Annotated in this window: 26 protein-coding genes; 18 read left to right on the forward strand and 8 right to left on the reverse strand. The window is 73.3% G+C overall.

Translation table 11 applies throughout. The features are described from left to right. Positions 1 to 29 precede the first annotated feature (29 nt). The 3 genes from ABGB21_RS12400 to ABGB21_RS12410 all read left to right on the forward strand — a co-directional run bounded on the left by ABGB21_RS12400 (position 30) and on the right by ABGB21_RS12410 (position 2,029). Positions 30 to 542 (forward strand): ACT domain-containing protein, encoded by a 513-nt coding sequence (locus tag ABGB21_RS12400; RefSeq protein ID WP_347677778.1) that lies wholly within the window; start codon positions 30 to 32, stop codon positions 540 to 542. A gap of 17 nt (positions 543 to 559) precedes the next feature. After that, positions 560 to 1,120 carry a peptide deformylase gene (locus ABGB21_RS12405; protein ID WP_347677780.1) on the forward strand — a complete coding sequence of 187 codons (561 nt, stop codon included), beginning with the start codon at positions 560 to 562 and terminating at the stop codon, positions 1,118 to 1,120. Between the two features lie 171 nt (positions 1,121 to 1,291). Then, a complete protein-coding gene (locus ABGB21_RS12410) occupies positions 1,292 to 2,029 on the forward strand; it encodes a hypothetical protein (RefSeq protein WP_347651528.1) in 738 nt (245 codons plus the stop codon). Positions 2,030 to 2,418: 389 nt separating this feature from the next. Here the strand turns inward: ABGB21_RS12410 and disA are convergent, their stop codons facing one another. From disA to ABGB21_RS12430, 4 genes are all read right to left on the reverse strand, one after another. Further along, positions 2,419 to 3,600 (reverse strand): DNA integrity scanning diadenylate cyclase DisA, encoded by a 1,182-nt coding sequence (disA, locus tag ABGB21_RS12415; RefSeq protein WP_347651529.1) that lies wholly within the window; start codon positions 3,598 to 3,600, stop codon positions 2,419 to 2,421. Positions 3,601 to 3,834: 234 nt separating this feature from the next. Further along, a complete protein-coding gene (gene radA / locus ABGB21_RS12420; protein WP_347651530.1) occupies positions 3,835 to 5,277 on the reverse strand; it encodes a DNA repair protein RadA in 1,443 nt (480 codons plus the stop codon). An 82-nt stretch (positions 5,278 to 5,359) separates the two neighbouring features. After that, on the reverse strand, positions 5,360 to 6,076 hold the full coding sequence (locus ABGB21_RS12425; RefSeq protein WP_347677782.1) for a hypothetical protein: 717 nt from the start codon (positions 6,074 to 6,076) through the stop codon (positions 5,360 to 5,362). A 270-nt stretch (positions 6,077 to 6,346) separates the two neighbouring features. Further along, complete coding sequence (locus ABGB21_RS12430) at positions 6,347 to 7,273, reverse strand: UbiA family prenyltransferase (protein WP_347677784.1); 927 nt, start codon at positions 7,271 to 7,273, stop codon at positions 6,347 to 6,349. A gap of 45 nt (positions 7,274 to 7,318) precedes the next feature. Between ABGB21_RS12430 and ABGB21_RS12435 the strand changes: the two genes are divergently transcribed. From ABGB21_RS12435 to ABGB21_RS12450, 4 genes are all read left to right on the forward strand, one after another. Further along, complete coding sequence (locus ABGB21_RS12435; protein WP_347651533.1) at positions 7,319 to 8,158, forward strand: methyltransferase domain-containing protein; 840 nt, start codon at positions 7,319 to 7,321, stop codon at positions 8,156 to 8,158. Then, positions 8,155 to 9,324: an acyl-CoA dehydrogenase family protein gene (locus ABGB21_RS12440; protein WP_347651534.1), complete on the forward strand. Its 1,170-nt coding sequence runs from the start codon at positions 8,155 to 8,157 to the stop codon at positions 9,322 to 9,324. The genes ABGB21_RS12435 and ABGB21_RS12440 overlap by 4 nt, the downstream gene beginning before the upstream one ends. A gap of 163 nt (positions 9,325 to 9,487) precedes the next feature. After that, on the forward strand, positions 9,488 to 10,603 hold the full coding sequence (locus tag ABGB21_RS12445) for a type III polyketide synthase (protein ID WP_347651535.1): 1,116 nt from the start codon (positions 9,488 to 9,490) through the stop codon (positions 10,601 to 10,603). A gap of 47 nt (positions 10,604 to 10,650) precedes the next feature. Continuing rightward, positions 10,651 to 11,139 (forward strand): hypothetical protein, encoded by a 489-nt coding sequence (locus tag ABGB21_RS12450; protein WP_347677786.1) that lies wholly within the window; start codon positions 10,651 to 10,653, stop codon positions 11,137 to 11,139. A 35-nt stretch (positions 11,140 to 11,174) separates the two neighbouring features. On the opposite strand, the gene ABGB21_RS12455 is transcribed toward ABGB21_RS12450, so the two are convergent. Next, positions 11,175 to 11,927 carry a hypothetical protein gene (locus ABGB21_RS12455; protein ID WP_347651537.1) on the reverse strand — a complete coding sequence of 251 codons (753 nt, stop codon included), beginning with the start codon at positions 11,925 to 11,927 and terminating at the stop codon, positions 11,175 to 11,177. Between the two features lie 329 nt (positions 11,928 to 12,256). Here ABGB21_RS12455 and ABGB21_RS12460 point away from each other — a divergent pair, with 329 nt between their 5' ends. The 4 genes from ABGB21_RS12460 to ABGB21_RS12475 all read left to right on the forward strand — a co-directional run bounded on the left by ABGB21_RS12460 (position 12,257) and on the right by ABGB21_RS12475 (position 14,524). Then, complete coding sequence (locus ABGB21_RS12460; RefSeq protein ID WP_347651538.1) at positions 12,257 to 12,742, forward strand: CarD family transcriptional regulator; 486 nt, start codon at positions 12,257 to 12,259, stop codon at positions 12,740 to 12,742. Positions 12,743 to 12,805: 63 nt separating this feature from the next. Beyond that, positions 12,806 to 13,552 carry a 2-C-methyl-D-erythritol 4-phosphate cytidylyltransferase gene (ispD, locus tag ABGB21_RS12465; protein WP_347651689.1) on the forward strand — a complete coding sequence of 249 codons (747 nt, stop codon included), beginning with the start codon at positions 12,806 to 12,808 and terminating at the stop codon, positions 13,550 to 13,552. Between the two features lie 18 nt (positions 13,553 to 13,570). After that, positions 13,571 to 14,047, forward strand: coding sequence for a 2-C-methyl-D-erythritol 2,4-cyclodiphosphate synthase (gene ispF, locus ABGB21_RS12470; protein ID WP_347651539.1), 477 nt, complete (start codon positions 13,571 to 13,573; stop codon positions 14,045 to 14,047). Positions 14,048 to 14,158: 111 nt separating this feature from the next. Next, on the forward strand, positions 14,159 to 14,524 hold the full coding sequence (locus ABGB21_RS12475; RefSeq protein WP_347651540.1) for a response regulator transcription factor: 366 nt from the start codon (positions 14,159 to 14,161) through the stop codon (positions 14,522 to 14,524). A 37-nt stretch (positions 14,525 to 14,561) separates the two neighbouring features. On the opposite strand, the gene ABGB21_RS12480 is transcribed toward ABGB21_RS12475, so the two are convergent. After that, positions 14,562 to 15,263: a response regulator transcription factor gene (locus ABGB21_RS12480; RefSeq protein WP_347651541.1), complete on the reverse strand. Its 702-nt coding sequence runs from the start codon at positions 15,261 to 15,263 to the stop codon at positions 14,562 to 14,564. A gap of 64 nt (positions 15,264 to 15,327) precedes the next feature. On the opposite strand from ABGB21_RS12480, the gene ABGB21_RS12485 reads away from it, so the two are divergent. The 3 genes from ABGB21_RS12485 (at position 15,328) to ABGB21_RS12495 (ending at position 19,177) form a co-directional block, all read left to right on the forward strand. Continuing rightward, positions 15,328 to 16,725, forward strand: coding sequence for a CHASE3 domain-containing protein (locus ABGB21_RS12485; protein WP_347677788.1), 1,398 nt, complete (start codon positions 15,328 to 15,330; stop codon positions 16,723 to 16,725). A 106-nt stretch (positions 16,726 to 16,831) separates the two neighbouring features. After that, complete coding sequence (locus ABGB21_RS12490) at positions 16,832 to 17,884, forward strand: PrsW family glutamic-type intramembrane protease (RefSeq protein WP_347651543.1); 1,053 nt, start codon at positions 16,832 to 16,834, stop codon at positions 17,882 to 17,884. A gap of 255 nt (positions 17,885 to 18,139) precedes the next feature. Next, positions 18,140 to 19,177, forward strand: a complete 1,038-nt coding sequence (locus ABGB21_RS12495) for a tetratricopeptide repeat protein (RefSeq protein ID WP_347677790.1) — start codon at positions 18,140 to 18,142, stop codon at positions 19,175 to 19,177. 33 nt (positions 19,178 to 19,210) lie between these two features. Here ABGB21_RS12495 and ABGB21_RS12500 read toward each other — a convergent pair whose 3' ends face one another. Together ABGB21_RS12500 and ABGB21_RS12505 are read right to left on the reverse strand one after the other, a co-directional pair. Continuing rightward, on the reverse strand, positions 19,211 to 20,044 hold the full coding sequence (locus ABGB21_RS12500) for a transglutaminase-like domain-containing protein (protein WP_347651545.1): 834 nt from the start codon (positions 20,042 to 20,044) through the stop codon (positions 19,211 to 19,213). 94 nt (positions 20,045 to 20,138) lie between these two features. Beyond that, entirely contained in the window at positions 20,139 to 21,320 is a 1,182-nt protein-coding gene (locus ABGB21_RS12505; protein ID WP_347677792.1) for a homogentisate 1,2-dioxygenase, read from the reverse strand. Positions 21,321 to 21,414: 94 nt separating this feature from the next. Here ABGB21_RS12505 and ABGB21_RS12510 point away from each other — a divergent pair, with 94 nt between their 5' ends. The 4 genes from ABGB21_RS12510 to ABGB21_RS12525 all read left to right on the forward strand — a co-directional run bounded on the left by ABGB21_RS12510 (position 21,415) and on the right by ABGB21_RS12525 (position 25,405). Further along, on the forward strand, positions 21,415 to 22,341 hold the full coding sequence (locus ABGB21_RS12510; RefSeq protein ID WP_347651547.1) for a hypothetical protein: 927 nt from the start codon (positions 21,415 to 21,417) through the stop codon (positions 22,339 to 22,341). Positions 22,342 to 22,378: 37 nt separating this feature from the next. After that, complete coding sequence (fahA, locus tag ABGB21_RS12515; protein ID WP_347677794.1) at positions 22,379 to 23,581, forward strand: fumarylacetoacetase; 1,203 nt, start codon at positions 22,379 to 22,381, stop codon at positions 23,579 to 23,581. A 162-nt stretch (positions 23,582 to 23,743) separates the two neighbouring features. Further along, positions 23,744 to 23,941, forward strand: a complete 198-nt coding sequence (locus ABGB21_RS12520; RefSeq protein WP_347651549.1) for a DUF397 domain-containing protein — start codon at positions 23,744 to 23,746, stop codon at positions 23,939 to 23,941. Between the two features lie 111 nt (positions 23,942 to 24,052). Then, complete coding sequence (locus ABGB21_RS12525) at positions 24,053 to 25,405, forward strand: PQQ-binding-like beta-propeller repeat protein (RefSeq protein ID WP_347651550.1); 1,353 nt, start codon at positions 24,053 to 24,055, stop codon at positions 25,403 to 25,405. Positions 25,406 to 25,462 lie beyond the last annotated feature (57 nt).

A 25,462-nucleotide genomic window follows, 5' to 3' on the forward strand; every position in this document is an offset into this window, starting at 1 on the left:
AGCGTACCCGGATCGGGCAGACTGCCCGGATGAACGAGCTCGCGATCACCGTCATCGGTCCGGACCGTCCCGGCATCGTGGCCGACGTCGCGGAGGCGCTCGCCCGGGTCGGTGCCAACCTCACGGACTCCACCATGACCCGGCTGCGGGGTCACTTCGCGATGACCCTGATCTGTGTCGGCCCAGCCAAGGAGCAGGCCGAGGATGCGTTGACCCCGGTCGTCGCGGACGGACAGCTGGTGGCGACGGTACGCCAGGTCGGGGTGGAGACGGCGCGGACGCCGGTCGGTGAGCCGTACCTGATGGCCGTGCACGGCGCCGACCGGCTCGGCATCGTCGCCGCGCTGACCCGGGTGTTGGCCGAGGCCGGCGGCAACGTCACCGATCTGACGACCCGGCTCACCGGTCCGCTCTACGTCCTGCTGGCCGAGGTGGAGCTGCCGCCGGGGGCCGCCGACGGTCTGTCCGACCGTCTGGTCGAGGTGGCCGCCGGGCTGGGTGTGGAGGTCAGCCTGCGGCGAGCCGAGTCGGACCTGTTCTGATGGCGGAGAATGCCGGAATGGCGGTGGAGGGGTCCGGCCTGGGTGACTGGACCCCGGAGGTCCTCGGCGACCCGGGTCGGGTACTACCGGTGGTCACCGCCCCGGCCGGCGTGCTGAGCCGGGCCGGCGAGGCGGTGGACCCGCGCGCCGACGACGTCGTACGCCTCGCCGCCGACCTGATCGCCACGATGCGGGTGTCGCCGGGCTGTGTCGGCCTGGCCGCGCCGCAGGTCGGCGTCGGCGCCCGGGTTTTCGCGGTCGACGTGACCGGGCACCCCAAGACGGTCACCTCACACGGCACCTTCGTGTTGTGCAACGCGGAGGTCGTCGAGGCCAGCCGGTGGCGGCCGGGGCGGGAGGGCTGCATGTCGGTGCCGGACCTGACCGGGGACGTGAAACGCGCCAGCCGGCTGCTGGTGCGTGGCGTGCTGCCGGGGACCGGCGTCGAGGTGCGGTTGAGCACGGACGGCTTCGAGGCGCGCGCCCTGCAACACGAGATCGACCACTGTGCGGGCCTGCTCTTCCTCGACCGGGTGGCCGGCGCCCACGCCGTCTACCAGCGCAAGGTCTATCAGTGACCGGCCCGGGCAGCCGAGGGGACGGGTACCGGACACCCGCCCGCCGCCGGGCCGGACGCGCCGGGTTCCCCGGGCGCCGGTACGTCCTCGGCGTGCTGTTCTCCAGGCGCCGGCCCGTCGTCGGCGCGTCGTGGATGTCCTCGGCGCGGCTACCGTTACGGTGAGGACATTATGCGTCTGACGGTTGGCCCCCTGCCGCCCGCCGTGTATTGGCGGCGGCGTGCCGTCGTGCTCGGTGCCGTGCTGCTCTCCCTGATCGTGCTGATCTACTCGTGCAACGGACCTGACGATACAAAGGAGGCAGGCACGGATCCGTCGGGGAACGCCACACCTTCGGCCGGGCCGACGATCCTCACCCCGGAGACCGGTACCCCTGAATCAGGTGCTCCGGAGTCCGGGGCGCCGACGGTGGATCCTTCGGGTGCCCCACCCGACGGCACGGATCCGCAGGTCGAGGAGGCGGGCGGGCCGCCCGGCAGTGGGCCGCTGCCCCCTCCGGCGCCACCGGTCGAGAACGAGTGCGCCGACGACGAGATGTCGGTGATTCCGGTGGCCTCGCAGACCTCGATGCAGCGGGGCCAGACGATCCAGCTCCGGATCAGGATCAAGAACGTCTCCGACCGGACCTGCAACCGGGACGTCGGCGCGGACGTGCAGGAGATCTACATCAAGGCGGGGGCGACCACCATCTGGTCCTCCGACGTCTGCAGCGAGGTGCGCGGCAACAGGGTCAAGTCGTTCCCGCCCTACCACGAAGAGGAGTTCGGTCTGCCGTGGAACGGCCGGAGGAGTTCCGGCTGCGACAACGGCAGCGCCTCGGGCGATCCCGCACCGGCCGGGACGTACCAGCTCTTCGGGCGGCTCGGCGACAAGCGCAGCGACCCGGTGAAGCTCACGATCACCAACTGAGCCACGAACCGCCACCGTCAGCCAGCCGCGAACCGAACGGATCCCGACGGCCGGCACCCGGTACGGCCAGGGCGGCCAGGGTGCGGACGGCCGCGACCTGGTTACGGCCGGGGCGGTTACGGTGCGGACGGCCGCGAGCTGGTTACGGCCGGGGCGGCCAGGGTGCGGACGGCCGCGAGCTGGTTACGGCCGGGGCGGCCCGACCCGCGTCGGGATCAAGCCTGACCGCCCAGAGCGGGACGGGCCGCCCCGGCCACCCACCTCACGCCCCGGCCACCCACCTCACGCCCCGGCCACCCACCTCACGCCCCGGCCACCCACCTCACGCCCCGGCCACCACCTCACGCCCCGGCCGTCAAGCCGCGGCCACTGGAAAGCCCGGCGACGAATCAGACGTACCGCTCCAGGATGGACGCCTCGGCGAGCCGGGACAGGCCCTCACGCACCCCACGCGCCCGGGCGTCGCCGACCCCGTCGACCGCCTGCAGATCCTCGACCGTGGCCCCGAGCAGCCGCTGCAGACTGCCGAAGTGGTCGACCAGCCGGTCGACGACCAGACCGGGCAGCCGGGGAACCTTGGCCAGCAGCCGGAAACCACGAGGGCTGACCGCCGCGTCGAGGGCGTCGGAGGCGCCCGGATAGCCGATCGCCTTGGCGACCGCGACCAGGTCGATCAGCTCGGTCGCGGTGAGCAGGTCCAGCTCGACCAGTGCCTCGTCCAGGGTGCGGGCCTTGCGGCCGCTCGGCAGGTAGTCCCGGATCACCAGGGTCCGGTCGGCGTCCACGCCGGCCATCAGCTCGTCGAGCTGCAGGGCGAGGAGCCGACCGTCGGTGCCGAGTTCCACCACGTAGCCGGCGATCTCGTCGGCGATCCGACGGACCATCTCCAGCCGCTGCACCACTGCCACCGCGTCCCGGACCGTGACCAGGTCCTCGATCTCCAGGGCGGAGAGGGTGCCGGAGACCTCGTCGAGGCGCAACTTGTAGCGCTCGAGGGTGGCCAGCGCCTGGTTGGCCCGGGACAGGATCGCCGCCGAGTCGTCGAGGACGTGTCGCTGACCGTTGACGTAGAGGCTGATGATCCGCATCGACTGGCTGACCGAGATCACCGGGAAGCCGGTCTGCCGGGCCACCCGTTCGGCGGTGCGGTGCCGGGTGCCGGACTCCTCGGTCGGAATCGTCGGGTCGGGCATCAGGTGCACCGCGGCCCGGACGATCCGGGTGCCGTCGGAGGAGAGCACCACCGCGCCGTCCATCTTGCACAGTTCACGGACCCGGGTGGCGGAGAATTCGACGTCCAGCGGAAAGCCGCCGGTGCAGAGGCCTTCGACGACCTTGTCGTAGCCGAGGACGATGAGGGCACCGGTGCGGCCCCGGAGGATGCGCTCCAGGCCGTCTCGGAGCGCCGTACCCGGAGCCATCAGCGCGAGGTTGGCGCGCAGCGGGTCTCCGGTCGGTCCGGCGCTGTTCATGCCCAGACCGGCGCTGACGGCGCGCGCCGTCGAGCCGGCGGTGCTGCGGACAGGGGGAGCCGCGCTGGCGGTTCGGTTCGCGTCGCGGTCGATCGGCACCCGGACATTCTACGGACCGCCCTGCGTTGGGTGCTGTCGCGGTTACTGTGACGTGCCACTGTGCCGGGTTCCTCCCATCGATGCGCCTCGGCGCTCTCGCGACGTCGGCCGTACGGTGCCCAGTCTGTCGGGGGATCGTGTGCTTTGTCTGGGCATCCTTCGCGGGCCGGTCGGGATCGTGCGGGGCGTATGCATGGTACGGCGAGCAAACTTCGACTTGCGGTGACTGTATGGTTACTCAGCCGATGCCTGCGCCACGCTACGCAGCGCCGATCGTACGTCGGTGACCTCCATCACCCGCATGTTCTCCGGAGTCACCCCGCTCGTACCCGGCCCACAACCGACCGGGACCAGCGCGTACCGGAAACCGAGCCGGGCCGCCTCGGCCAGCCGCCGGGGCACCGCCGCGACCCGGCGCACCTCACCGGTCAGCCCCACCTCGCCGATCGCCACCAGATCCGGGGCGATGGCCAGGTTGAGCCCGCCGGAGGCGACCGCCAGCGCGACCGCGAGATCGGCGGCCGGCTCGACCACCCGGATCCCACCGACGGTCGCCGCGAAGACCTCCCGGTCGTGCAGGGTCAGCCGCTCGGTCCGCCGCTGCAGCACCGCGAGCACCATCGCCAGCCGGGCACTGTCCAGCCCGGAGACGGTCCGCCGGGGCGAGCCGGCCACGGTGGCGCCGATCAGCGCCTGAACCTCGGTCACCAGCGCCCGCCGGCCCTCCATCGCCACCGTCACGCAGGTGCCCGGCACCGGGTCGGTCGAACGGGTCAGAAACAGGCCGGACGGGTCGGCGAGGCTGCTGATCCCGCCCTCGTGCATCTCGAAACAGCCGACCTCGTCCGCCGTACCGAACCGGTTCTTGACGCCCCGGACCATCCGCAGCGACGAGTGCTTGTCGCCCTCGAAGTGCAGCACCACGTCGACCAGGTGCTCCAGCACCCGGGGACCGGCGACCTGGCCGTCCTTGGTCACGTGCCCGACCAGCACGGTGGCGATGCCGCGCTCCTTGGCGACCGAGACCAGGGCGGCGGTGACCGCCCGGACCTGGGTCACCCCGCCCGGCACCCCCTCGGTCCCCGGGGTGTTGATGGTCTGCACCGAGTCGAGCACCAGCAGACCCGGCTTCACCGCGTCCAGGTGGCCGAGTACGGCGCCGAGGTCGTTCTCGGCGGCCAGGTAGAGCCGCTCGTGCAGGGCGCCCATCCGCTCGGCGCGCAACCGCACCTGACTCACCGACTCCTCGCCACTGACCACCAGCGACGGGCTGCCGGCACCGGCCGCCCACTGCTGGGCGACGTCGAGCAGCAGGGTCGACTTGCCGACCCCGGGTTCGCCGGCGAGCAGCACCACCGCGCCGGGAACCAGACCGCCGCCGAGCACCCGGTCGAGTTCCGGGACGCCGGTCGGCCGGGCCCGGGCCGGGGCGGCGCTGATCGTGGCGATCGGCCGGGCCGGCTCGGCCGGGGCCCGGGAACTGACCACCCGACCGGAGACGGTCGGGCCGGTGATCGTGGACTCCACGACGGAGCCCCACTCACCGCACTCCGGGCAGCGGCCGACCCACTTCGGCGGCTGGTGGCCGCAGGCGTCGCACTCGTACGCGGGGCGGGGTTCGCGGGCCGCCGTCCGGCCGCGTCCGGCGGCGGGGCGTGGCGTGGCTCGGCTGGTCACCCCCGCACGCTAACCAACCCGTACGACGCGACGCGCCCTGCCCCGGGTGGACCGGTGCAGGGCGCGGGTGGAGCGGGAGCGGTCACTCGTGGCCGCCGCCACCCTCCTCGATGACCGGGGTGGCGACCGGCGCCGGCTGCAGCGGTACCGCGACCGGAGCCTGGGTCTGGACCGGGGTCCCGCCGAAGTCGAAGACCAGCGGCAGCGACGCACCCGGCGGCAGCGCGGCGGCCAGCCCGTTGAGCTGGAGCCAGCGACCGGTGGGCTTGTTCAGGAGGACAAAACTGCGGGCCGGGATCTGGATCTCGGCGGGCGTCTCCGGCGCCGCGGTCGGGGTCGTCGTGGCGGTCGGGCTGGCCGACCCGCCCGGCGAGGGGCTGCCGGCATCGCCGGACGGCGAACCACCCGGGTTCGGGCTCTCGGCGGCGGTCGGGGTCGGGTTGGCCGGCGGGGGCGTGGTCGGGCTGCCCGAGGCGGCGCCGGCGAGCACCACGGTCCGGGCGCCCTCGCTGCTGACCCGGACCGTGACCGGCTTGTCGGAGTCGTTGAACAGGGTGACCGTCAGCGGCGCGTCGGCGCCGGCCGGGTAGCCGGTGGTGCTCAGGTAGTCGATCGACAGGTTCCGGACCTTGAACTGGTTGTCCGCCGACTGGGCGTTGTTGCCGACGCTGGTCGGCACCCGGGCGGCCGTCTCCGCGATCTGGCCAGCGCCGCACCCGGACAGCAGCAGGGTGGTGGCGGCGGCCGTACCGGCCAGCACCGCCGTGGCGCGCCAAGCCCCCCTGATCGAGCCCGTCACCTGGTCCTCCTCGTGGCGATCCCGGTCGCGGTGTCGCGATTCCCGGCGGATGGTGCCGGGCTCCGGTGGTGGTCGTGGCTCCCGGCCGAGGTCGTGGCTGCCTGGTCTTGACTACCTGGTCTCAACTACCCGGCCGAGTGCGCCCGGGTCCCGGTCGTGGTACCCGGGCCGGACAGCCTCCAGGGTAGTGGGCGGTGATCGGCTCCCGTACGCCGACCCGGTAACCCGACCCACCTCCGACCGGCGGGTCCGGCCGGCGAACCGTCGGGCTCAGACCACCCGACCGCTCGCCACCAGCAGGACGACGTCGATCAGCGCGACCAGCATGACGGCCCGGAAGACCGCGACCGGCCGGTCCGGCCGGTCCGGCCGGTCCGGCCGGACAGTGCCGGCGTCGCCGACGACGCCGGTGCCGCCCCCGACCGCCGGGGCCGCGGTGGCCGGCCGACTGCCGGCGCTGGCCCGACTGGCGTACGACACCGCGGGCGGGACCACGGCGGCGACCGCGATGGCCCCCAGCCCGGCCCAGGACGGCGGTCCGGGCGGCCCGAGCACCAGCGTCGCGGTCGCGGCCAGCAGCAGCAGGACCGCCGCCGTCCGGGTGCCGGCCGGCCCGAGCCGGTGCGGCAGACCCCGGACCCCGGTCCGGGCGTCGTCGGCCAGGTCCGGCAGCACGTTCGCGAAGTGGGCGCCGGCGCCGAGCAGCGCACCCGCCGCGACCAGCCAGGCCGGCGGCGTCGGCGTGCCGGGCAACCCGAGTACGACAAACGCCGGCAACGCCCCGAACGAGACCGCGTACGGCAGCACGGAGGCCGGGGTCGACTTCAGCGGCCAGTTGTAGAGCAGCGCGGAGACCAGCGCGACGGTGGCCCAGAACGCGGCGGTCGGGTTGAGCGTGAGTGCCGGCAGCGGGGTGGCGACGGCGGCCAGCACCCCGGCCACCCCGACCGTACGACGGCCGACCTGACCGGCGGCGACCGGCTTGTCCCGGCGGCCGACGGCGGTGTCCCGGTCGGCGTCGAGCAGGTCGTTGACCCAGCCGATGGCGAGCTGGCTGGCGAGCACGGTGAGGGCCACCGCCGCGACCCCGGCGGGCGGGTGACCGACTCCCCAGGCGAGCAGGGCGGAGACCGTGGTCACCGCGACCGCCGGCTCCGGGTGGCTTGCCCGGACCAGCCCTAACACCACGTGCACCATATGGGAAGTCTGGTGGTTACCAACCGGTCGTGCCAGGCTCGACGTATGCGCGACGAGCGGGCCGGGGCGATGGCGGTGCCCGGGCCGCCCGACGCCCCTGACCAGGACGGCGCCACCCGGGTACGACCCCGCCGGGTGTTGCCGCGCAACGATCCACGTCAGTACGACGACCTGGCCGACGAGTGGTGGGACCCGGACGGTGCGTTCGCGATGCTGCACTGGCTGGCCGAGGCCCGGGCGGCGCTGGTCCCACCGGCCACCCGCCCCGGCGCGGTGCTGGTCGACCTCGGCTGCGGTGCCGGTCTGCTGGCTCCCCGGGTGGCCGCGAAGGGTTACCGGCATGTCGGGGTGGACCTGACCCGGTCCGCGCTCGTCCAGGCCGCCGCGCACGGGGTACGTCCGGTCAACGCCGACGTCGGCGCCGTACCGCTGGCGGACCGGTGCGCCGACGTGGTGGCCGCCGGTGAGGTGCTGGAGCACGTGCCGGACTGGCCGGGGGTGGTGGCCGAGGCCGCCCGGCTGCTGCGCCCCGGCGGTCTGCTGGTGCTCGACACGCTCAACGCGACCGCGCTGAGCCGCCTGGTGGCGGTCCGGCTGGCCGAGGGCCTGCCCGGGGTGCCCCGGGGGATCCACGATCCACGTCTCTTCGTCGACGCCCGGGCGTTGGTCCGGGAGTGCGGTCGGCACGGCATCACGTTGCGGGTCCGGGGTGTCCGGCCGGCGGTCTGGGGCACCGTCCGCTGGCTGGCTCGCCGGGCGCTGCGCCGGTCGGGGCGGTCGGTCGACGGCCGGGACGCACCCCGGATCGTGCCGACCTGGTCGGCGGCGGTGCTCTACCAGGGCTGGGGGACCAGCCGGGAGCAGGGCGGAGAGGGGCACGGATGACGACGGACGCGCTGGCGGAGGCACGCCGGCTGGCGCCGAGGATGGCCGCGCGGGCGGCCGGGCACGACCGGGACGGCAGTTTTCCGGTCGAGGACTTCGCCGACCTGCGGGCGGGCGGACTGCTCGGCCTGATGGTCCCGCCGCGGCTGGGCGGTCTCGGGACCAGCTTCGCCGGGTACGCGGCGGTCGCCACCGCGTTGGCCCGGGGCAACGGGGCGACGGCGCTGGTCTTCAACATGCACGCCTCGGTGACCGGTGCCCTCGGTGCGCTCACCGAGGAACTGGCCGGGGCGCTCGGCGTACCGGACGAGGCACTGGTCGCCCGGGACCGGCTGCTCGCCGAGGCGGCGGCCGGGGCCTGGTACGCGGTGGCGATGAGCGAACGCGGGGTCGGTTCCCGGTTGTCGAAGCTGACCACCACGTACGAGGCGGTGGACGGCGGTTACCACATCAAGGGGGTGAAGACCTTCTGTTCGGGTGCGGGTCACGCGGACGCGTACCTGGTGGCGGCCCGCAGCGCCGCCGACCAGTCGGTGGTCTCCCAGTTCCTGGTGCCGGCCACCCCGGACGGGTTGCAGGTGGAACCGACCTGGGACTCCCTCGGTATGCGGGCGACCGCCTCGCACGACCTGCACCTGGACGTGGTGGTGCCGGCCGACCGGCTGCTCGGCGGGGTCGAGGGGCTGGCCCTGGTGGTCGCGCAACTGATGCCGCACTGGCTGGTGGCCAGCTACGCCGCGGTCTACGTCGGGGTGGCCCGCTCGGCGATCGACGCCGCGGTCGAGCATCTGACCGGTCGGGGGCTGGACGGGCTGCCGGCGGTCCGGGCCCGGGTGGGTCGGGCCGACGCGGCGACCGCCGCCGCGGAGTTGGCGGTGGCGGAGGCGGCCCGCCGGGTCGACGAGGCGCCGGGGGACGTGGAGACGAACCGCTGGGTGTGGCGGGCGAAGTTGCTCGCCGGGACGACCGCGGCGGAGGTGGCGGCGTCGATGGTGGAGGCGGCCGGCACCTCGGCGACCCGGCGTGGTCATCCGTTGGAGCGGCTGTACCGGGACGCCCGCTGCGGGTCGCTGCATCCGGCGACCTCGGACGTCTGCGCGGACTGGCTGGGTGTCGCGGCGCTCGGTGGTGATCCGGACCGCGACGGTTCGACCCCCCGGTGGTGATCCGGCCGGTGCGGGCCGGTTCGGCCGCGCCGGTGCACGGTGGGTGGTCGTTGGGTACTCCGACGACGCGCGCGGCCCCCGAGTCCCACGGTCGCGCTTGAAGGTTGGGCTCGGTGAGCGTGCGGAACGCGGGCTGGCGCGCAGTCGCGATCGGAGGGCGGCCATGGTGAGCGGGAGCAGTGGGGACGGATCCGGGGTGATCGTCGGACTTGGCGTGTCGCTGCCGCCCGGGTCCGGTCAGGACGAGTTGTGGGAGGGCTTCTTCGCGCGGCACTTCTCCGGGCCGACCCGGGCGCTCGCCCAGCGGATCTTCGCGAACTCCGGGGTGGACCGGCGGCAGGCCGCGGTGAGTCCGTTGCTGGAGGACGTCTCGGAGTGGCCGACCGAGCGGCGGATGCGCCGCTACCAGATCGAGGCGCTGCCGTTGGGCAAGGAGGCGGTCACCCGGGCGTTGGCCGACGCGGGAATCGGGGCCGGGGACATCGGACTCTTCGTGGTCTGCTCGTGTACCGGCTACGCCACCCCGGGACTGGACATCCTGCTCGCCCGGGACATGGGGATGGCGCCGGAGACGCAGCGGATGTTCGTCGGGCACATGGGCTGTTACGCCGCGCTGCCCGGCCTCGGTGCCGCGAACGACTTCGTGGCGGCCCGGGGTCGGCCGGCGTTGCTGCTCTGCGCGGAGCTGACCAGCCTGCACCTGCAGCCGGCCTCGTCCCGGATGGACACCCAGCAGATCGTCTCGCACGCGCTCTTCTCGGACGCCGCGGTCGCCGCCGTGGTCGCCCCCGGTGACCGTCCGGGGTACGTCGTCCGCGAGGTGACCGCGGTGACCGACACCTCGACGGCGGACCACATGACCTGGGAGCTGACCGACACCGGCTTCCGGATGGGGCTGTCGCCGAAGGTTCCGCAGGTGCTGGCGTCGCATGTGACCGAGCTGGTGACCGGGCTGCTGGCCCGGCACGGCCGACAGGTCTCCGAGGTGGACGGCTGGGCGGTGCATCCGGGCGGGCCCCGGATCCTGAACGTGGTGGAGGAGGAGCTGGGTCTGCCGTCGGAGGCGCTCTCCGCGTCCCGGGGGGTGCTGCACGATCATGGCAACTGTTCGTCCCCGACGTCGTTGCTGATCCTGGATCGACTCCGGCGTTCCGCGCTGCCGCCGCGTACCGTGGTGATGCTCGCCTTCGGACCGGGGCTGACGCTCTACGCGGCGCTGCTGGACCGGTGGCCCGGTACGGGCCGGCCGGTCGAGCGGCACCGGGCGGCCGGGTCCTAGCGACCGGGCGGGCGGGACACCAACTGGGTGGCCGGAGGGAGGCCCCGGTGCGGAGGGTGGCGCTGACGTTGTCGGTGGTGCTGGCCGTCGGGGTCGGTGCCTGGTGGTCGTCGCGGTCCACACCCGCGCGGGTCGTGCCGGTGGTGGCCGACGACCGGCCCCGGGCCACCGGCACCGGCACCGGCGGCGGGGCCGAGGTCGGCGGCAGACCGACCCTGGTCGGGCAGTTGCTGCCGACCTTCCCCGGTACGGTCTGGCGCGAGGCGACGGTGCTGACCGACCGCAGGTTCGTCTACTGGTCCGCACCGAGCCGCCCGGGTGGCCGCTACCTCGTGCAGTACGTCTGCGGCGGGTCGGGCGAACTGAGCCTGCGGCTGCAGGCGGCCACGGCCCGGCACCTGGCCCGGACGGTGAGCTGCCCGGCGCCGTTCGGCACGCTCCGGGTGGTCGCCGCCGGCGTCCGGATCGGCGTGGTGCTGCGCCGGCTGGACCGTCGACCGGTCGAGGTTGCCGTGCAGGTCGTCGCCCTGCCCTGAACGCACCCGGCGGTGGCCGGCCGGCGACCGCCGGCTCAGTCGGCGGCGGGTAGTCGGTCGAGGTCGGCCTGGTAGTCCGCGACCGGGAGCAGCGCCGGTACGGTGCGGATGATCTCGCCGGACCGGCTGACCAGCAGCGCGGTCGCGGTCTCCGGTCGGCTGGACAGTTGCAGCGAGCTACGCAACTCCGCGGTGGGGTCGGTCAGCAGTCGGAGTCGTCCGGCACCGGCCGGTGGTGGGCTGCCCGGTTCCGGTTCGGTGCGCCGGGTGCGTACCGCGACCACGGTGACCCCGGGCGGCGCGGCGCGGACGGCCGCGTCGAGCTCCTGGACGCAGGAGCAGTTGTCGGCGAGGACGACCATCGCGGGCAGCAGGCTGCGCAACGGGACGACCTGACCGTCCTCGCCCAACAGGTCGAGGGCGGGCAGGGTCCGCCCGGATGGTTGGTTCGGGGTCGTCCGGGTGCTCGGGGTGGGGCGCGGCTGACCGGGCCAGGCGAGGGCGAAGAGGCTGGTCAGGGTCGCCAGGATGGCAACCGTCATGATCAGTAGGGAGAGCCGCAGCGGGCCCGGCCCCGTGGCGGAGGTCAGTCCGAGACGTCGCCGCCAGGTGGCGTGGCGGGCTTCCCGGCGCAGTTCGCGGCGTACCCGGGCGGCCTCTGCGGCCAGTTCGGCGGGGTCGTCGGGGATCACCACCGGGCCCCAGTCGTCGGGCAGCTCGGGAAGCTCGGGAAGGTCGTCGAAGCCGCCGTTGTCCGGCCGCCCGTCCCCGTCCGCAGACGTGCTCATAGCGCGCCCCCTGGCCGGTCAGCTGTCGCACTGTTCGGTGTGGTACCAGGGTCCCCCACCAGGGGGCGTATCGCCAGTGGGCGACCGGGCGGGCGTCGAGGAGATATGCTGGTTGGACCGCAACGCCCTAGATCCGATTTTTCCCGATCCGTCTTGTCGTCCGGTGATCTGCACGTCACAGAGCGTGTTGAAATCTACGGATCGCTGCGCTGTCAAGCCGAAGAAAGACCTCTCACAGGGCCTCTGAGCTGCTCTAACGGTCAGGACTGCGGTGGGACATCGGTGCCTGAGCGTGTTACCCTAGACACAGCGAAAGGGGTTTCGAACCTATGGTTTTCAGTGTCGGCGAGACCGTTGTTTACCCCCACCACGGGGCCGCACTCATCGAGGCAATCGAGACTCGGATCATCAAGGGCGAGCCCAAGCAGTACCTCGTCCTCAGGGTCGCTCAGGGTGATCTGACGGTCCGGGTGCCCGCCGAGAATGCCGAGATCGTGGGCGTACGCGAGGTGGTTGGCGAAGAGGGCCTGGGCAAGGTCTTCGATGTCCTCCGTGCTCCGCACACCGAGGAACCGACCAACTGGTCGCGGCGTTACAAGGCAAACCTGGAGAAGCTGGCTTCCGGCAATCCGCTCAAGGTGGCCGAGGTTGTTCGTGACCTCTGGCGGCGTGAGCGGGAGCGGGGCCTGTCGGCGGGCGAGAAGCGCATGCTCGCCAAGGCCCGCGACATTCTGGTCGGTGAGGTGGCACTCGCCGAAAAGAGCACCAAGGACGAGGCGGAAACCCTCCTCGACAAGGTGCTCACCGAGGCATAGGTCCCACGTCGGTACGATTCGCCCGTGCCGGTGACGTACCCGAGAAAGTCCGAGGACCGCGACGTGACCGCGCAGCTCAATCCGCGCGGTGACGTCGCGGTCCTCGTTCCTGCGGCCGGTGCCGGGGTACGACTCGGCCCCGGTGGTCCCAAGGCCCTGCGCCGGCTCGGCGGCGAGCCCCTGCTGACCCATGCGGTACGCCGGATCGCCGCTGCCGGACCGGTACACACCATCGTCGTCGCGGCACCCTCCGGTGACGTCGAGGCGGTGCGGGAACTGCTCGCCCCGGTGGCGGTGGTCACCGTCGTCCCGGGCGGGGCGACCCGGCAGGAGTCGGTCGCCGCCGCGCTGGCCGTCGTCCCGGCCGGCCCGGAGATCATCCTGGTGCACGACGCGGCCCGCGCGCTGACCCCGGCCACCCTGGTGGAGTCGGTGGCGGCGGCGGTCCGGGCCGGCGAGGACGCGGTGATCCCGGTGCTGCCGGTGGTCGACACGATCAAGGAGGTCTCGGTCGACGAGGTGGTGCTCGGCACCGTCGACCGGGCCGCGCTGCGGGCCGTACAGACGCCGCAGGGCTTCCGGCGGTCGGTGCTCGCCGCCGCGCACGCCGCCGCCGTCGATCCGCTGACCGACGACGCGGGCCTGGTCGAGAAGCAGGGCGTACGGGTCCGCTGCGTACCCGGTTCCGAGTACGCCCTGAAGATCACCCGTCCGTTCGACCTGGCCCTGGCCGAGCACCTGCTGAGCACCGAGCAGTCGCGGAACGGCGACCAGCCGCCGACGCGTCCGTCGGTGGTCGGGCCGGCCTGATCACTACCCTTGACGCACATGATCGTTCCTCTGGTCGGCATCGGAACCGACGTGCACGCCTTCGAGGCGGGGCGGGACTGCTGGGTGGCGGGCCTGCACTGGCCCGGTGTCGACGGGCTGGCCGGGCACTCCGACGGCGACGTGGCCGCGCACGCGGCCTGTGACGCGCTGCTCTCCGCCGCCGGCCTCGGCGACCTGGGCAGCAACTTCGGGGTCGCCGAGCCGGAGTGGGCCGGTGCCGCCGGGGTCACCCTGCTGGCCGAGACGGCCCGTCGGGTCCGCGCCGCCGGTTTCGAGATCGGCAACGTCTCGATCCAGGTGGTCGGCGTACGCCCGAAGATCGGTCCCCGGCGGGCCGAGGCGCAGGCGGCGCTCGGCGCGGCGGTCGGTGCTCCGGTCACCGTCTCCGGTACGACCACCGACGGGCTCGGCCTGACCGGCCGGGCCGAGGGGCTGGCGGGCATCGCGGTCGCCCTGATCCACCGGACACCCTGATCCACCGGACACCCGGCCGGCGGCCGGCCGCTGGCCGGATCGGTCGCTGGCGGGGTGAACATTCCGGCTAGCGGGAATGGCAGCCGTGGTCGGAACTGCCAGGCTGGGATCGTGACGCTGCGGTGCCTGATCGTCGACGACAACACGCGTTTCCTGGACGCCGCCCGTGGGCTGCTGGAACGGCAGGCGGTCACCGTGGTCGGCGTCGCCTCGACCGGCGCCGACGCGGTACGGCAGGACAGCCGGCTGCGGCCGGACGTGGTGCTGCTCGACATCGACCTGGGTGGCGAGAGCGGCTTCGAGGTGGCCCGGCAACTGCGTCCGGAGGCGGAGATCATCATGGTGTCGGCGCATGCCGCCGAGGACTACGTCGACCTGGTCGAGGCGAGCCCGGCGATCGGTTTCCTGGCCAAGACCGCGTTGTCGGGCCGGGCGGTCCGGGACCTGCTCGACGCGCATCGGCGGACCGACGGCTGACCAGCAGATCAGTGGGGTGCGGGGCCGTCGGTCCAGGTCAGTGGGCGTCCAGGAAGGTGATCACCGCGAGGACCCGACGGTGGTCCTCGTCCGTCTCGGCCAGACCCAGCTTCGCCATGATGTGTCGCACGTGCTTCTCGACGGTGCCCTCGGTAACCCAGAGCCGGCGGGCGATTCCGGCGTTGGACCGACCCTCCGCCATCAGCGCCAACACCTCCCGCTCGCGCTCGCTGAGCGCGGCGAGCGGGTCGTTGCGCCGACGGGCCGAGACGAGATCCTGGACCAGCGCCGGGTCGACCACCGATCCGCCCCGGGCGATCCGGCCCAGGGTGTCGACGAAGTCCGCCACGTCGGTGACCCGGCTCTTCAGCAGGTAGCCGATACCCCGGCCGCTGGCCAGCAGATCCATCGCGTGCTCGACCTCGACGTGCGCGGACAGCACCAGGATGGCGATCTCCGGGAACTCGCGGCGGATCCGCTTCGCCGCCTCCAGCCCCTCGGTGGAGTGCGCCGGAGGCATCCGGATGTCGACCAGCACCAGGTCGGGGAGTTCGGTCCGGACCAGCGCGATCAACCCGTCGGCGTCACCGGCCTGGCCCACCACGGCCAGACCGGAACGGTCGAGCAGGCTGGCCACGCCCTCCCGGAGCAGCACGTCGTCGTCGGCCAGCACCACCCGCGGTCGGGCGCCAGCCGGCTCGGCCTCCGGGTGCGCGGACCCGTCCCGCTGCCTGGTCATGAAACCATTATCGTTCGGTCCCGGATCGAACCCGGTCCGAGGTCGACCCCGGCTGGAGGCTGAGTTGCGTTACGGGCTGACCCGTCGGCTGCTGACCGCCAGTGGCCTGCTCGCCGTGGTCCTCGGTGCCACCTTCGGTGTCCTGCTCAGCTCGGTCGTCGACGTACGGGCGGCGGAGCGGCAGGCGCGACGGGCGGAAGAGGTGCTGGTGGCGGCCAACCGCCTGGAGCGGCTGCTGGTGGACCTGGAGACCGGACAGCGGGGCTACGCCCTGACCGGCCGGCAGGAGTCGCTGGCGCCGTGGCACGCCGCCCGGTCCGGCTATCCGGCGCAGGCGGCGGAGCTGGAGCGACTGGTCGCCGACGACCCCGGCCAACTGGCCTGGGCGCGTGCTCTCGGCAGCGGCATCGACGCGTACGTCAACGAGCACTCCGTACCGCTGGTCGAGGCGCCGCCACGCGATCCGGCCACCGTCCGGGAGGCCGAGGTGGACGGCGACTGGTGGATCGGCCGGCTGCGCGGCGACTTCGACCAGCTGGTGCGAGCGGAACAGCACCAGGTGGTGGCCCGGCAGCACGACTCCGACAACGCGCTCAACCGGGCGATCGGTGCCACCGTCGCCGGTCTGGTCGCCTCCCTGCTGCTGGTGGCCGGGTACGCCGGACACCTGAACCGGGTGGTGGCCCGGCCGGTGCGGCGGGTGGCGGAGATGGCCGGCCGGCTCGCCGGCGGCGACCTCGGGGTACGCCTGCCGGAACGCGGGGTGGGCGAGGTCGGGGTCCTGGAGCGGGCCTTCAACGGCATGGCGGGTGCGCTGGAGACGAGCCGGGACGAGCTCGCCGCGTCCCGGGCCCGGATCGTCGCCGCGGCCGACCAGGCCCGGCGCCGCATCGAACGGAACCTGCACGACGGTACGCAGCAGCGGCTGGTCTCCCTCGTGCTGGAGTTGCGTGCCGTCGAGGCGGAACTGCCGGACGAGCCGCCGGAGCCGAGGAGCCGGCTGGCGCAGATCGCGGACGGGCTGACCGGTGCGGTCGACGAACTGCGGGAGATCTCCCGGGGCATCCACCCGGCGATCCTCTCCGAGGGCGGCATCACGCCCGCGGTGAAGGCGCTGGCCCGGCGGTCCGCCGTACCGGTGGAACTGGACCTGGCCGTGCCGGGGCGGCTGCCCGAGCTGGTGGAGGTGACCGCGTACTACGTGGTCTCCGAGGCGCTGGCCAACGTCGCCAAGCACGCCCGGGCCAGCGTCGTCGAGGTCGGTGCGGAGCTGCGCGACGGCGGCCTGCGGCTGTCGGTGCGCGACGACGGTGTCGGCGGCGTCGACCCGGGCCGGGGGTCGGGCCTGGTCGGCATCGCCGACCGGGTGGCGGCGGCCGGCGGGACGGTGTCGGTGAGCAGCCCGCCCGGGCAGGGCACGACACTGCTGGTCGACCTGCCCGCCCAGACCCGGGCAGGGTAGCGGGCAGGCCGGAATTCCGGCTGGCAGGTATGCCGGATGGCCGCTGGCGGCGAAGACCCGGGGGCCGCCGGAGGCGCACGCTTCTCGAGGACGGTACGGCGCTGTCGTGGTCGACGGCACCGACGGCTTCGAGGAGGGCGAGATGGCGCAACTGACTGTCGACGCGGTGCCACCGGGGAAGACCACCGCCAGGACCCGTCGTACCCGGTCGGGACCGGGCTGGCTCCGGGTCTTCGTCACCGGCCTGGCCCTGTGGCTGGCCACGGTGCTGGTGACGTTCCTGACCGGGAACGCCAACCTGGTGCCGACGATCATCCTGGTCGGCAGCTTCCTGGTGCCGGTCACCTTCGTGGTGTACGCCTTCAGCCGGGCCGACGCCGTACTGACCGCGCAGCGGGTGTTCAGCGCGTTCGTCTACGGCGGGGTGCTCGGGGTGCTCGGGGCCAGTGTCCTCGAAGCCGCCTTCGTCCGGCAGCCGTCCACCCTGGGCTACCTCGGGGTCGGGCTGGTCGAGGAGGCGGTCAAGCTCGCCGCGCTCTGGCTGCTCGCCCGGCGTCTGCCGTACTTCACCGCCCGGAACGGGATGGTGCTGGGCGCGGCGGTCGGTTTCGGTTTCGCCGCCTTCGAGAGCGCCGGGTACGCCTTCAACGCGTTGTTCACCGCCAACGGTCTGTCGCTGCTGAACGTGGTCGAGACCGAGGCGCTGCGCGGCATCCTGGCGCCGGTCGGACACGGGCTCTGGACGGCGGTGCTCGGCGGTGCGCTCTTCGCGACCGCGGCCCGGGCGCCGCACGGCCGGCCCCGGCTGACCGGTTCGCTGCTCGGCTGGTTCCTGCTGGTCACCCTGCTGCACGGGCTGTGGGACGCGTCGAGCGGGATCGCGGTGTGGCTGACCCTGCTGCTCACCGGCACCCCGACCCAGTGGTACCTGATCGGGATCGGCCAGGCGCCGAACGTGACCCAGCTCCAGGTGCACCTCTACACCGCGCTGAGCTGGCTGCTGCTGGCGGTGGACGCGGCCGTCGGGCTGCTGGTGCTCGGGATCAGGTGGCACCGGGCGCGGGGCCGGGCGGTCACCGGCGGCTGGTGGACCACCACCCCGACCGGGACCGGTCCGTTGGTGATGGCACCGGTCCACGGGGTCGGCATCCTGCGCTGACCTCCATCGGTCGCCGGTCGTGGCCGGACGCGGATGTGGCCGGACGCGGATGTGGCCGGAAAAGGACCAAGCCTGACGCCACGGGGGGAGCGCCAGGCTTGGTCCCGTCTACGGTACCGCTGATTGCCGCCGATGGGGAGAGGGCGTTTCGGCGGGTCGCGCGAAGAGATTCGGCGTGTCGCGTCCGGAGGTTCGGCTCGCCGCCCCGCCCCGCGGGGAAGCTCGGAGGAGACCGGCCCGGCTACGCTTCCGCACGTGTCCAGTGACGCCGACTCCGACCAGTCCGCCACCGCCGACGGCTACGTCCAGCGCGCCGAACTCCTCGCCGAACTCGGCCGGTACGACGAGGCCGCCGCCGAGGTCGGGTTCGCGATCGCACTGGAACCCGACCACGTACCGGCACTGCTGACCCTGGCCATGATCCGGCTCGCGTCGAAGGAACCGGAGAAGGCCCTCGAAGCCGCCGACATGGCGGTCGCCGCCGCCCCGCAGACGTTCCATCCGCTGGTGTTCCGCGGACACGCCCTGGTCGACCTGCGCCGGTTCAAGGCGGCGGCGGAGACCGCCGACGAGATCCTCGCGCTCGGCCCCGACGACGCGTACGCCCAGCGCAGCGCCGCCGCGATCCTCGGCGAGGCCCGCAACGGCCAGCAGGCGCTGAACGCGGCCTGGCGGGCGGTCGAACTGGCCCCGGAGGAGGCGGAGGCACACCTGGTGCTCGGCCTGGTGGCGGTCCGGATGCAGTTGTACGACCTGGCCGAGCGGGCCTACCGGGAGGCGCTGCGGCTCGACCCGGAGATGGCCGAGGCGCAGCACAACATCGGGGTGATCCGGCTGGAGCAGCGGCGCTACTCGGAGGCGCTGGAACACCTGGTCGACGCGACCGCGCTGGCTCCGGGTCGGGTCGACGGTGGCAGTACCATCGGCTTCGGCCTGCGCCGGGTCCTGATGTACGCCCTCGGCTACACCTTCGTGGTGACCATCCTGGTCACCTGCATGGCCGGGCTGAACCCGACCCCGGCCCGGGTCTGGGCCGGCATCGCCTCGGTGGTCGGCGCCGTCCTGCTGTGGCGGCTGGCCCGCCGGGTGCCGAACCTGAGCCGCGGCCGGCTGCCGGAGCTGATCCGGGGCGACCGGTCGCTGGCCCTCACCGTCTACACCGCCGTCGCCGGTCCGGTCCTCATCCTGCTCTACGCGCTGGTCGGCAGCCCTTGGCTGCTGGTGTTGGCGATCGTCAGCGCGGCCGCCGCCGAGTTGGTGCTGATCTTCGGCACCAGACCGGAGAACGAGTGACACCGGGTGTTTCTTGCGGTGTTCGCGACCGCGTCAGTGTGGCGCGACGAGAGCCGTGGGTGGGCGGAGCCGGTCGTCGGAGTCGAGCAGCGCGGCGGCGGCGTCGGCCGGTCCGCCGGCCGCGCTGACCGCCGCCGCCCCGTCGAGCAGTTCGCGGTCGCCGTCGCCGAGTGTGTCGAAGTGCGGCTCGATCAGGCCCCAGTTGTCCCAGGGCAGCGTCTCGACCTTCGCCAACGCGGCCAGGTCGCGGAGGACGTTGCCCTGCACCTCCCACATGCCGGTCAGCCCGGCCGAGAAGACACCGAACCGCGCCGGGTCCCGGTCGCCACGGCGGCAGTCCCGCCAGGCCGCCCCACCGACCAGGAACGCGTCGCGCGGCACGTCGAGCGGGTCCACGTCGGCCCGGTACGCCTCGGCGGCCCCGCCGGCGAGCTGGGCGTCGGCCAGCCGCCAGCCGTGCCGGTCGGACCAGTACTCCACCACCCAGTGGTCGTCGAAGAAGTCGGTGGTGAAGTAGCCGGCAAAGCCGGCCCGCAACCGGGCCGGCGTGCCGGACTCGCGCAGCAGGGCGCAGAGCAGGATCGAGAAGTCCCGGCAGGTGCCGGCGAAGCGTTGCGGCGCCGGGCGTTCCCGCAGGTCGCCGAGGTGGTCGAGGATCGCCCGGGTCCACCGGGTGTTCGCCTCGTCGCGACGCTGCGCCGGCAGCTCGAAGCCGTGCAGCCAGGACGTCTCGTCACGGTGCAGGACCGCGCCCCGCACGATGGCGCCCAGTGCCGCGACGTCGGTCGGCAGCCCGCGCAACCGTGCCCGGTGCTCGCCGGGGTCGGTCAGTGGGCTGTGCCGTCGGTAGAACTCCTGCTCGTCCACCGGTCGACCCTAACCGGCAGCTGTGACAACAGTCGATCCCGGCGCCGGTCGGTCGCCGGGCGGTGGCTGAGTGGTCAGTCGGTGGGAGAGGCGGTCAGTCGGCGGCGGTGGCGGTACGACCGGCCCAGGTCCAGGCGTACCCACTGTCCTCACAGGTCAGCGCCGGCTCGGCGAGGTCCAGGGGGCGGAAGGTGTCGACCATGACGGCCAGTTCGTCGAAGCGTTCCGCGCCGATGGCCCGTTCCGCCGCCCCGGGTTGGGGGCCGTGGGTGAAGCCGGCCGGGTGCAGCGATATCGAGCCCTGCTCGATGCCGGAGCCGCGCCGCGCCTCGTAGTTGCCGCCGGTGTAGAAGAGCACCTCGTCGGAGTCGGTGTTGTGGTGGTTGTACGGCACCGGGATGGCCAGCGGGTGGTAGTCGACCTTGCGGGGGACGAAGGAGCAGATCACGAAGTTCGGCCCCTGGAACGTCTGGTGCACCGGCGGCGGCTGGTGGATCCGGCCGGTGATCGGTTCGAAGTCGTGGATCGAGAACGCCCACGGGTAGAGGTGGCCGTCCCAGCCGACCACGTCGAACGGGTGGTGGGCGTACACGTGGCGGGTCCAGCCCCGGCGGTGCTGGACGTAGACGTCGACCTCGGTCTCCTCGACCAGCAGCGGCGCCTCCGGGCCCCGGACGTCGCGCTCGCAGTACGGCGAGTGCTCGAGGAACTGGCCGCGGACCGAGAGGTAGCGCTTGGGTGGCCCGATGTGTCCGGACGCCTCGATGGTGAGCATCCGCAGCGGGTCGGGGGCGACCGGGACGACCCGGTAGATCACCGAGGTCGGGATGATGACGTAGTCCCCGGCGGTGACCCCGAGGACGCCGAAGGTCGACTCGATCCGGGCGGCGCCGGACTCGACGTACAGGCACTCGTCGCCGACGGCGTTGCGGTAGAGCGGCGAGGGGCGGTCGGCGACCACGTACGAGATCCGGACGTCGTCGTTGACCAGCAGGTGCTGCCGGCCGAGCACCGGGTCGGCGCCGGACGAGTCGAGCTTGTGGGTACGCAGGTGGCGTGGCTTCAGCGGCCGGTTCGGCACCCGCGACCAGGTGGGTGGGGTGTACTCCTCGGCCGCGACGATCGCGGTCGGCAGGTGTCGGTGGTAGAGCAGCGACGAGTCGGACGAGAACCCTTCCTGCCCCATCAACTCCTCGGCGTAGAGGCTGCCGTCGGGTTGCCGGAACTGGGTGTGGCGCTTGCGGGGTACCTCGCCGACGCTGCGGTAGTACGGCATGATCGCCTCCGTTTTGTCCCAGTCAGCGGCCGGAAACGTCCGATAATCGGACGCTGTTGTCCGCTAGTCGTAGCGTCCCGTAAGTTCTCTGTTCGTGTCAACGCAGGTGCCCCGGCTCTTCGACGGGCTGGTCGACGACGCCGCCGTCTTTCCGCCCGGCAGTGCCAGCCTGCCCGAGGCGGTCGCCGCACATCGCCGGCACCGGACGGCCTGGTACGCCACCATGGTCGGACCGTTGCTGCTGCCCGCCACGGCACTGCCCGAACTGCCGGCACTGCTCGGCGCGGACGAGCGGATCGACGTCGGTGTCATCGCGGACGTGCCGATCCCCCGGCTCTACCAACTGCGCGACCAGGTCGACAGTCGCATCCGGATCCGTCAGGTCGAGGCCGCGGTGGCCAAACGCGGTGAGGACCCGCAGCCCGGCCTCGACGACCTCGTCGGCCTCCCCGCCCACCTCGACGAGGTGGGCCCTCCTACCGCCGGTCACCGTGACGGCCCCGGTCACCGTGACGGCCCCGGTCACCGCGACGCTCCGGTGGTCTTCGCCGAGATTCCGCTGACCTGGGGACTGCTCGGCGCGCTCGACCGGCTGGCCCGGGAACGGGCCGCCGGCAAGCGGATCGGGGCGAAGTTCCGCACCGGCGGGCTGGCCGCCGAACTCTTTCCCACCCCGGTCGAACTGGCCGCCGTGATCGGCGCCTGCCGGGATCGCGACCTGCCGTTCAAGCTCACCGCCGGCCTGCACCACGCGATCCGGCACATCGACCCGGAGACCGGCTTCACCCACCACGGGTTCGTCAACATCCTGGCCGCCAGCGCCGCCGCACACACCGGCGCCGAGGTGGCCGAGATCGCCGAACTGCTGGCCGGGACCGACCCGCTGCCGCTGGTCGAGGCGGCCCGGTCCCGGCGGGAGCAGCGGCGTCCGCTCTGGATCGGCTTCGGCTCGTGCAGCGTCATGGAGCCGCTCATCGACCTGGTCCGGCTGGGCCTGGTGAACGGAGGATTCGAGGAGTGAACGGGCGGCGTGGCACGTGGGCGGGGGAGGACCGAGGGTGACGTGGGTGGAGGGAGCGACGGACTCGCCGTACGGGGTGCACAACCTGCCGTACGGGGTCTTCGTCGCGGACGACCGGGCGCCCCGGATCGGCGTACGCGTCGGTGACCTGGTGCTGGACCTCGACGGCGCGGAGGAGGCCGGACTGGTCCTGGCCGGTGGGGCGCTGCGCCGGCCGACACTGAACGCCTTCCTGGCCCTCGGCCGTCCGCAGTGGACGACGGTACGCCACCGGATCGTCGAACTGCTGACCGGTCCGGAGCACCGCCCGGCGGTCGAGCCGCTGCTGATCCCGCTCGACCGGGTCACGATGGTGCTGCCGTTCGAGGTCGGCGACTACGTCGACTTCTACTCCTCGGAACACCACGCCGGCAACGTCGGGCAGATCTTCCGCCCCGGCCAGCCCGCACTGTTGCCGAACTGGCGGCACCTGCCGGTCGGCTACCACGGCAGGGCCGGCACGGTGGTGGTCTCCGGTACGCCGGTCGTCCGCCCCTGCGGCCAGCGGGCCACCCCGGACGGTCCGGTGTACGGGCCATCGACCCGGCTCGACATCGAGGTCGAGGTCGGTTTTGTGGTCGGGGTGCCGTCGGCGCTCGGCAACCGGGTCGGCGTCGACGAACTCGCCACCCACGTCTTCGGCCTGGTACTGGTCAACGACTGGTCGGCCCGGGACATCCAGGCCTGGGAGTACCAGCCGCTCGGCCCGTTCCTCGGCAAGTCGTTCGCCACCTCGGTCTCGCCCTGGGTGGTGCCGCTGGAGGCCCTGGAGCACGCCTGGGTGCCGGCGCCGGAGCAGGACCCGCCGGTGCTCGACTATCTGGCCGACGTACCGCACCGGGGGCTGGACCTGCGGTTGGCGGTCGACTGGAACGGGCACCGGGTCACCGAGCCGCCGTTCGCCCCGATGTACTGGACCCCGGCCCAGCAGCTCGCCCACCTGACCGTGAACGGCGCGGCACTGCGGACCGGCGACCTCTACGCCTCCGGCACCGTCTCCGGGCCGCGCCGGGACCAGACCGGATCGTTCCTGGAGCTGACCTGGGGCGGTGCCGAACCGGTCCGGCTGGCCGACGGCGCGACCCGGACCTTTCTGCTGGACGGGGACACCGTCACGATCAGCGGTACGGCACCCGGCCCGGACGGCCGGGTCGTCGGGCTCGGCGAGGTGACCGGCACCATCGCTCCGGCCGTAGCCTGACCCGGCCGGGGCGGAAGCGCTGGCCGGGCCGGGGGCGGCGTCTCTCGCACAGTCGGTGCGATCCTCCGCTCGGCTGAGTAACAGGAGCATCCATCCTCCGTTAGGCATCTCGGCGGACGAACTTCGCCCATTGAGTGCCTTATCGGTTGAAAGGGTGTAAATATGTTTGACGATTCACGCGCCGTGTGGCGCAAGAGCAGTCGCTCCAACGACCAGGGGCTCTGCATCGAGGTGGCGGACAACCTGCCGGGGATCGTCGGGGTGCGGGACTCGAAGGACCCGGGGCCGGTGCTGGAGTTCCGGCCGACCGGCTGGGCCGCGTTCGTCGCCGCGACCCGGACGGGACACTTCACCCCCTGAACCGGCGGACGGGTGGGCGCGCCGGTGGCGTGAGCCGGCCGCCCGCGTGCCGCGCACCGCACGGCGGTTGGCCGCCGGGCCTGGGTAGGGTTTGCCGGCGGAGGTGCGGGCATGACAACGCCGAACGGCTCCGGCGGACCCGCCGGTACGAGGAAATGGGCAGCCACGGCCCTCGCCGTCGTGGCGGCGGTGCTGGTGCTGCTCGCCTCCGCCGTGACCGTGTACCGGGTGCTCGCCCCGGCCGAGGTGGTCGACTCGGCCGGGGACGGCTATCCCGCCCCGGCGACCCGGGAACCGGGGGTGGTCGGCACCCTGAACGCGGCGCCGTTGATCGTCGACGGCCGGCTGCGGGTCTACGCCACATCCCGGAAGGTCTGGGCCGACCAGCCGGTCGACGCGCCGACCCGACGGACCCCGTACTGGTCGTACCGGCGCTGGCCGGCCGAGGTGACCGGGGCGCTGGCGGACGGCGGCACGGTGGTCACCCGCTGGTCCGACGGGGAACTCGTCGCGCTGGACGCCCGGACCGGCCTGGTCCGGTGGCGGGCCGCCGGGCCGCGCCCCGGAGACGGGTACGTCGGCCGGCGCACCGGCGCCGCCACCGTCTACACCCCGGTCGGCCTCTATCCGGCGGCCGGGCCGGACGGCAGCCGACTGTTGATCGTGGCCGGTACGACCGAACGCCGGGGCATCGACGTGGCGACCGGGCGCGAACTGTGGCGGGCCGAGGTCGACCCGGCCTGCCCGACCGGTGACCCGGCGGCGGCGCTGACCACCGTCGACGGTCAGTTCGTGATCCCCGAGACCTGCGCCGGCGCACCCGTGCTCGGTTTCTACGACGTGGCCACCGGGCGCCTCGACACCCGCTGGCAGCCGACCGGCGCCCCGGGTGCCGGTCCGCCCGCCGCGGACCCGGACGGCGGGACCGTCGGTCTGCGGGTCACCCCGCTCGGTTGTGCGAGCCTCCGTGCAGACTGCCGGGCGTTGCGGACCGAGACCGCTGACGGCAGCCGGGGTTGGCTGGTGGACCGGCCTGGGCTGCTTGCCGCACCGGTGCTGGACGGCCCGGAGACCGTACTCGTCGACGACGTCGCGGTGGCGCCGGCCGGGACCGGCCTGGTCGCCAGGTCGGTGCGGACCGGGGGCGAGCGGTGGCGGTGGGCCGGCGACGATCCGACCCTGGCCCCCGCCGACCGGCAGACCACGATCCTCGCGGTCCAACCGGGCCTGGTGCATCTGCGTACCGCGTCGAACGACCTGGTGACGCTGGACGCGGCGACCGGGGTGCAGCGGTCCCGGTTCCCGTTCACCTACGGTCGGGACTCCACCGCCTGGTCGCCGGGGCTTGCCTACGCGGGGCACGGTTTCCTCGCCGTGGAGCGGCTGGCCGAGCCGGTTGCCCCGGATGCCGAGGACGACCGCTACTACCTGTCGGCCCAGCCGGTCATCCTCGCCGCGACCTGAGCCCGGTCAGCCCGGTTCGGGGCGCCAGCCTCGGTCGCGGCCCGGCCCGGGGACAAG

Origin of the sequence: Plantactinospora sp. B24E8 (assembly GCF_039871735.1) — a bacterium.
Lineage (GTDB): Bacteria > Actinomycetota > Actinomycetes > Mycobacteriales > Micromonosporaceae > Plantactinospora.

Excerpts from the sequence above, each read along its gene's own strand:
- ABGB21_RS12400 (WP_347677778.1), top strand. The coding sequence starts at position 30 with ATGAACGAGCTCGCGATCACCGTCATCGGTCCGGACCGTCCCGGCATC.
- ABGB21_RS12405 (WP_347677780.1), top strand. The coding sequence starts at position 560 with ATGGCGGTGGAGGGGTCCGGCCTGGGTGACTGGACCCCGGAGGTCCTC.
- ABGB21_RS12410 (WP_347651528.1), top strand. The coding sequence starts at position 1,292 with ATGCGTCTGACGGTTGGCCCCCTGCCGCCCGCCGTGTATTGGCGGCGG.
- ABGB21_RS12430 (WP_347677784.1), bottom strand. The coding sequence starts at position 7,273 with ATGGTGCACGTGGTGTTAGGGCTGGTCCGGGCAAGCCACCCGGAGCCG.
- ABGB21_RS12435 (WP_347651533.1), top strand. The coding sequence starts at position 7,319 with ATGCGCGACGAGCGGGCCGGGGCGATGGCGGTGCCCGGGCCGCCCGAC.
- ABGB21_RS12440 (WP_347651534.1), top strand. The coding sequence starts at position 8,155 with ATGACGACGGACGCGCTGGCGGAGGCACGCCGGCTGGCGCCGAGGATG.
- ABGB21_RS12445 (WP_347651535.1), top strand. The coding sequence starts at position 9,488 with ATGGTGAGCGGGAGCAGTGGGGACGGATCCGGGGTGATCGTCGGACTT.
- ABGB21_RS12455 (WP_347651537.1), bottom strand. The coding sequence starts at position 11,927 with ATGAGCACGTCTGCGGACGGGGACGGGCGGCCGGACAACGGCGGCTTC.
- ABGB21_RS12460 (WP_347651538.1), top strand. The coding sequence starts at position 12,257 with ATGGTTTTCAGTGTCGGCGAGACCGTTGTTTACCCCCACCACGGGGCC.
- ispF (WP_347651539.1), top strand. The coding sequence starts at position 13,571 with ATGATCGTTCCTCTGGTCGGCATCGGAACCGACGTGCACGCCTTCGAG.
- ABGB21_RS12480 (WP_347651541.1), bottom strand. The coding sequence starts at position 15,263 with ATGACCAGGCAGCGGGACGGGTCCGCGCACCCGGAGGCCGAGCCGGCT.
- ABGB21_RS12505 (WP_347677792.1), bottom strand. The coding sequence starts at position 21,320 with ATGCCGTACTACCGCAGCGTCGGCGAGGTACCCCGCAAGCGCCACACC.
- ABGB21_RS12520 (WP_347651549.1), top strand. The coding sequence starts at position 23,744 with ATGTTTGACGATTCACGCGCCGTGTGGCGCAAGAGCAGTCGCTCCAAC.
- ABGB21_RS12525 (WP_347651550.1), top strand. The coding sequence starts at position 24,053 with ATGACAACGCCGAACGGCTCCGGCGGACCCGCCGGTACGAGGAAATGG.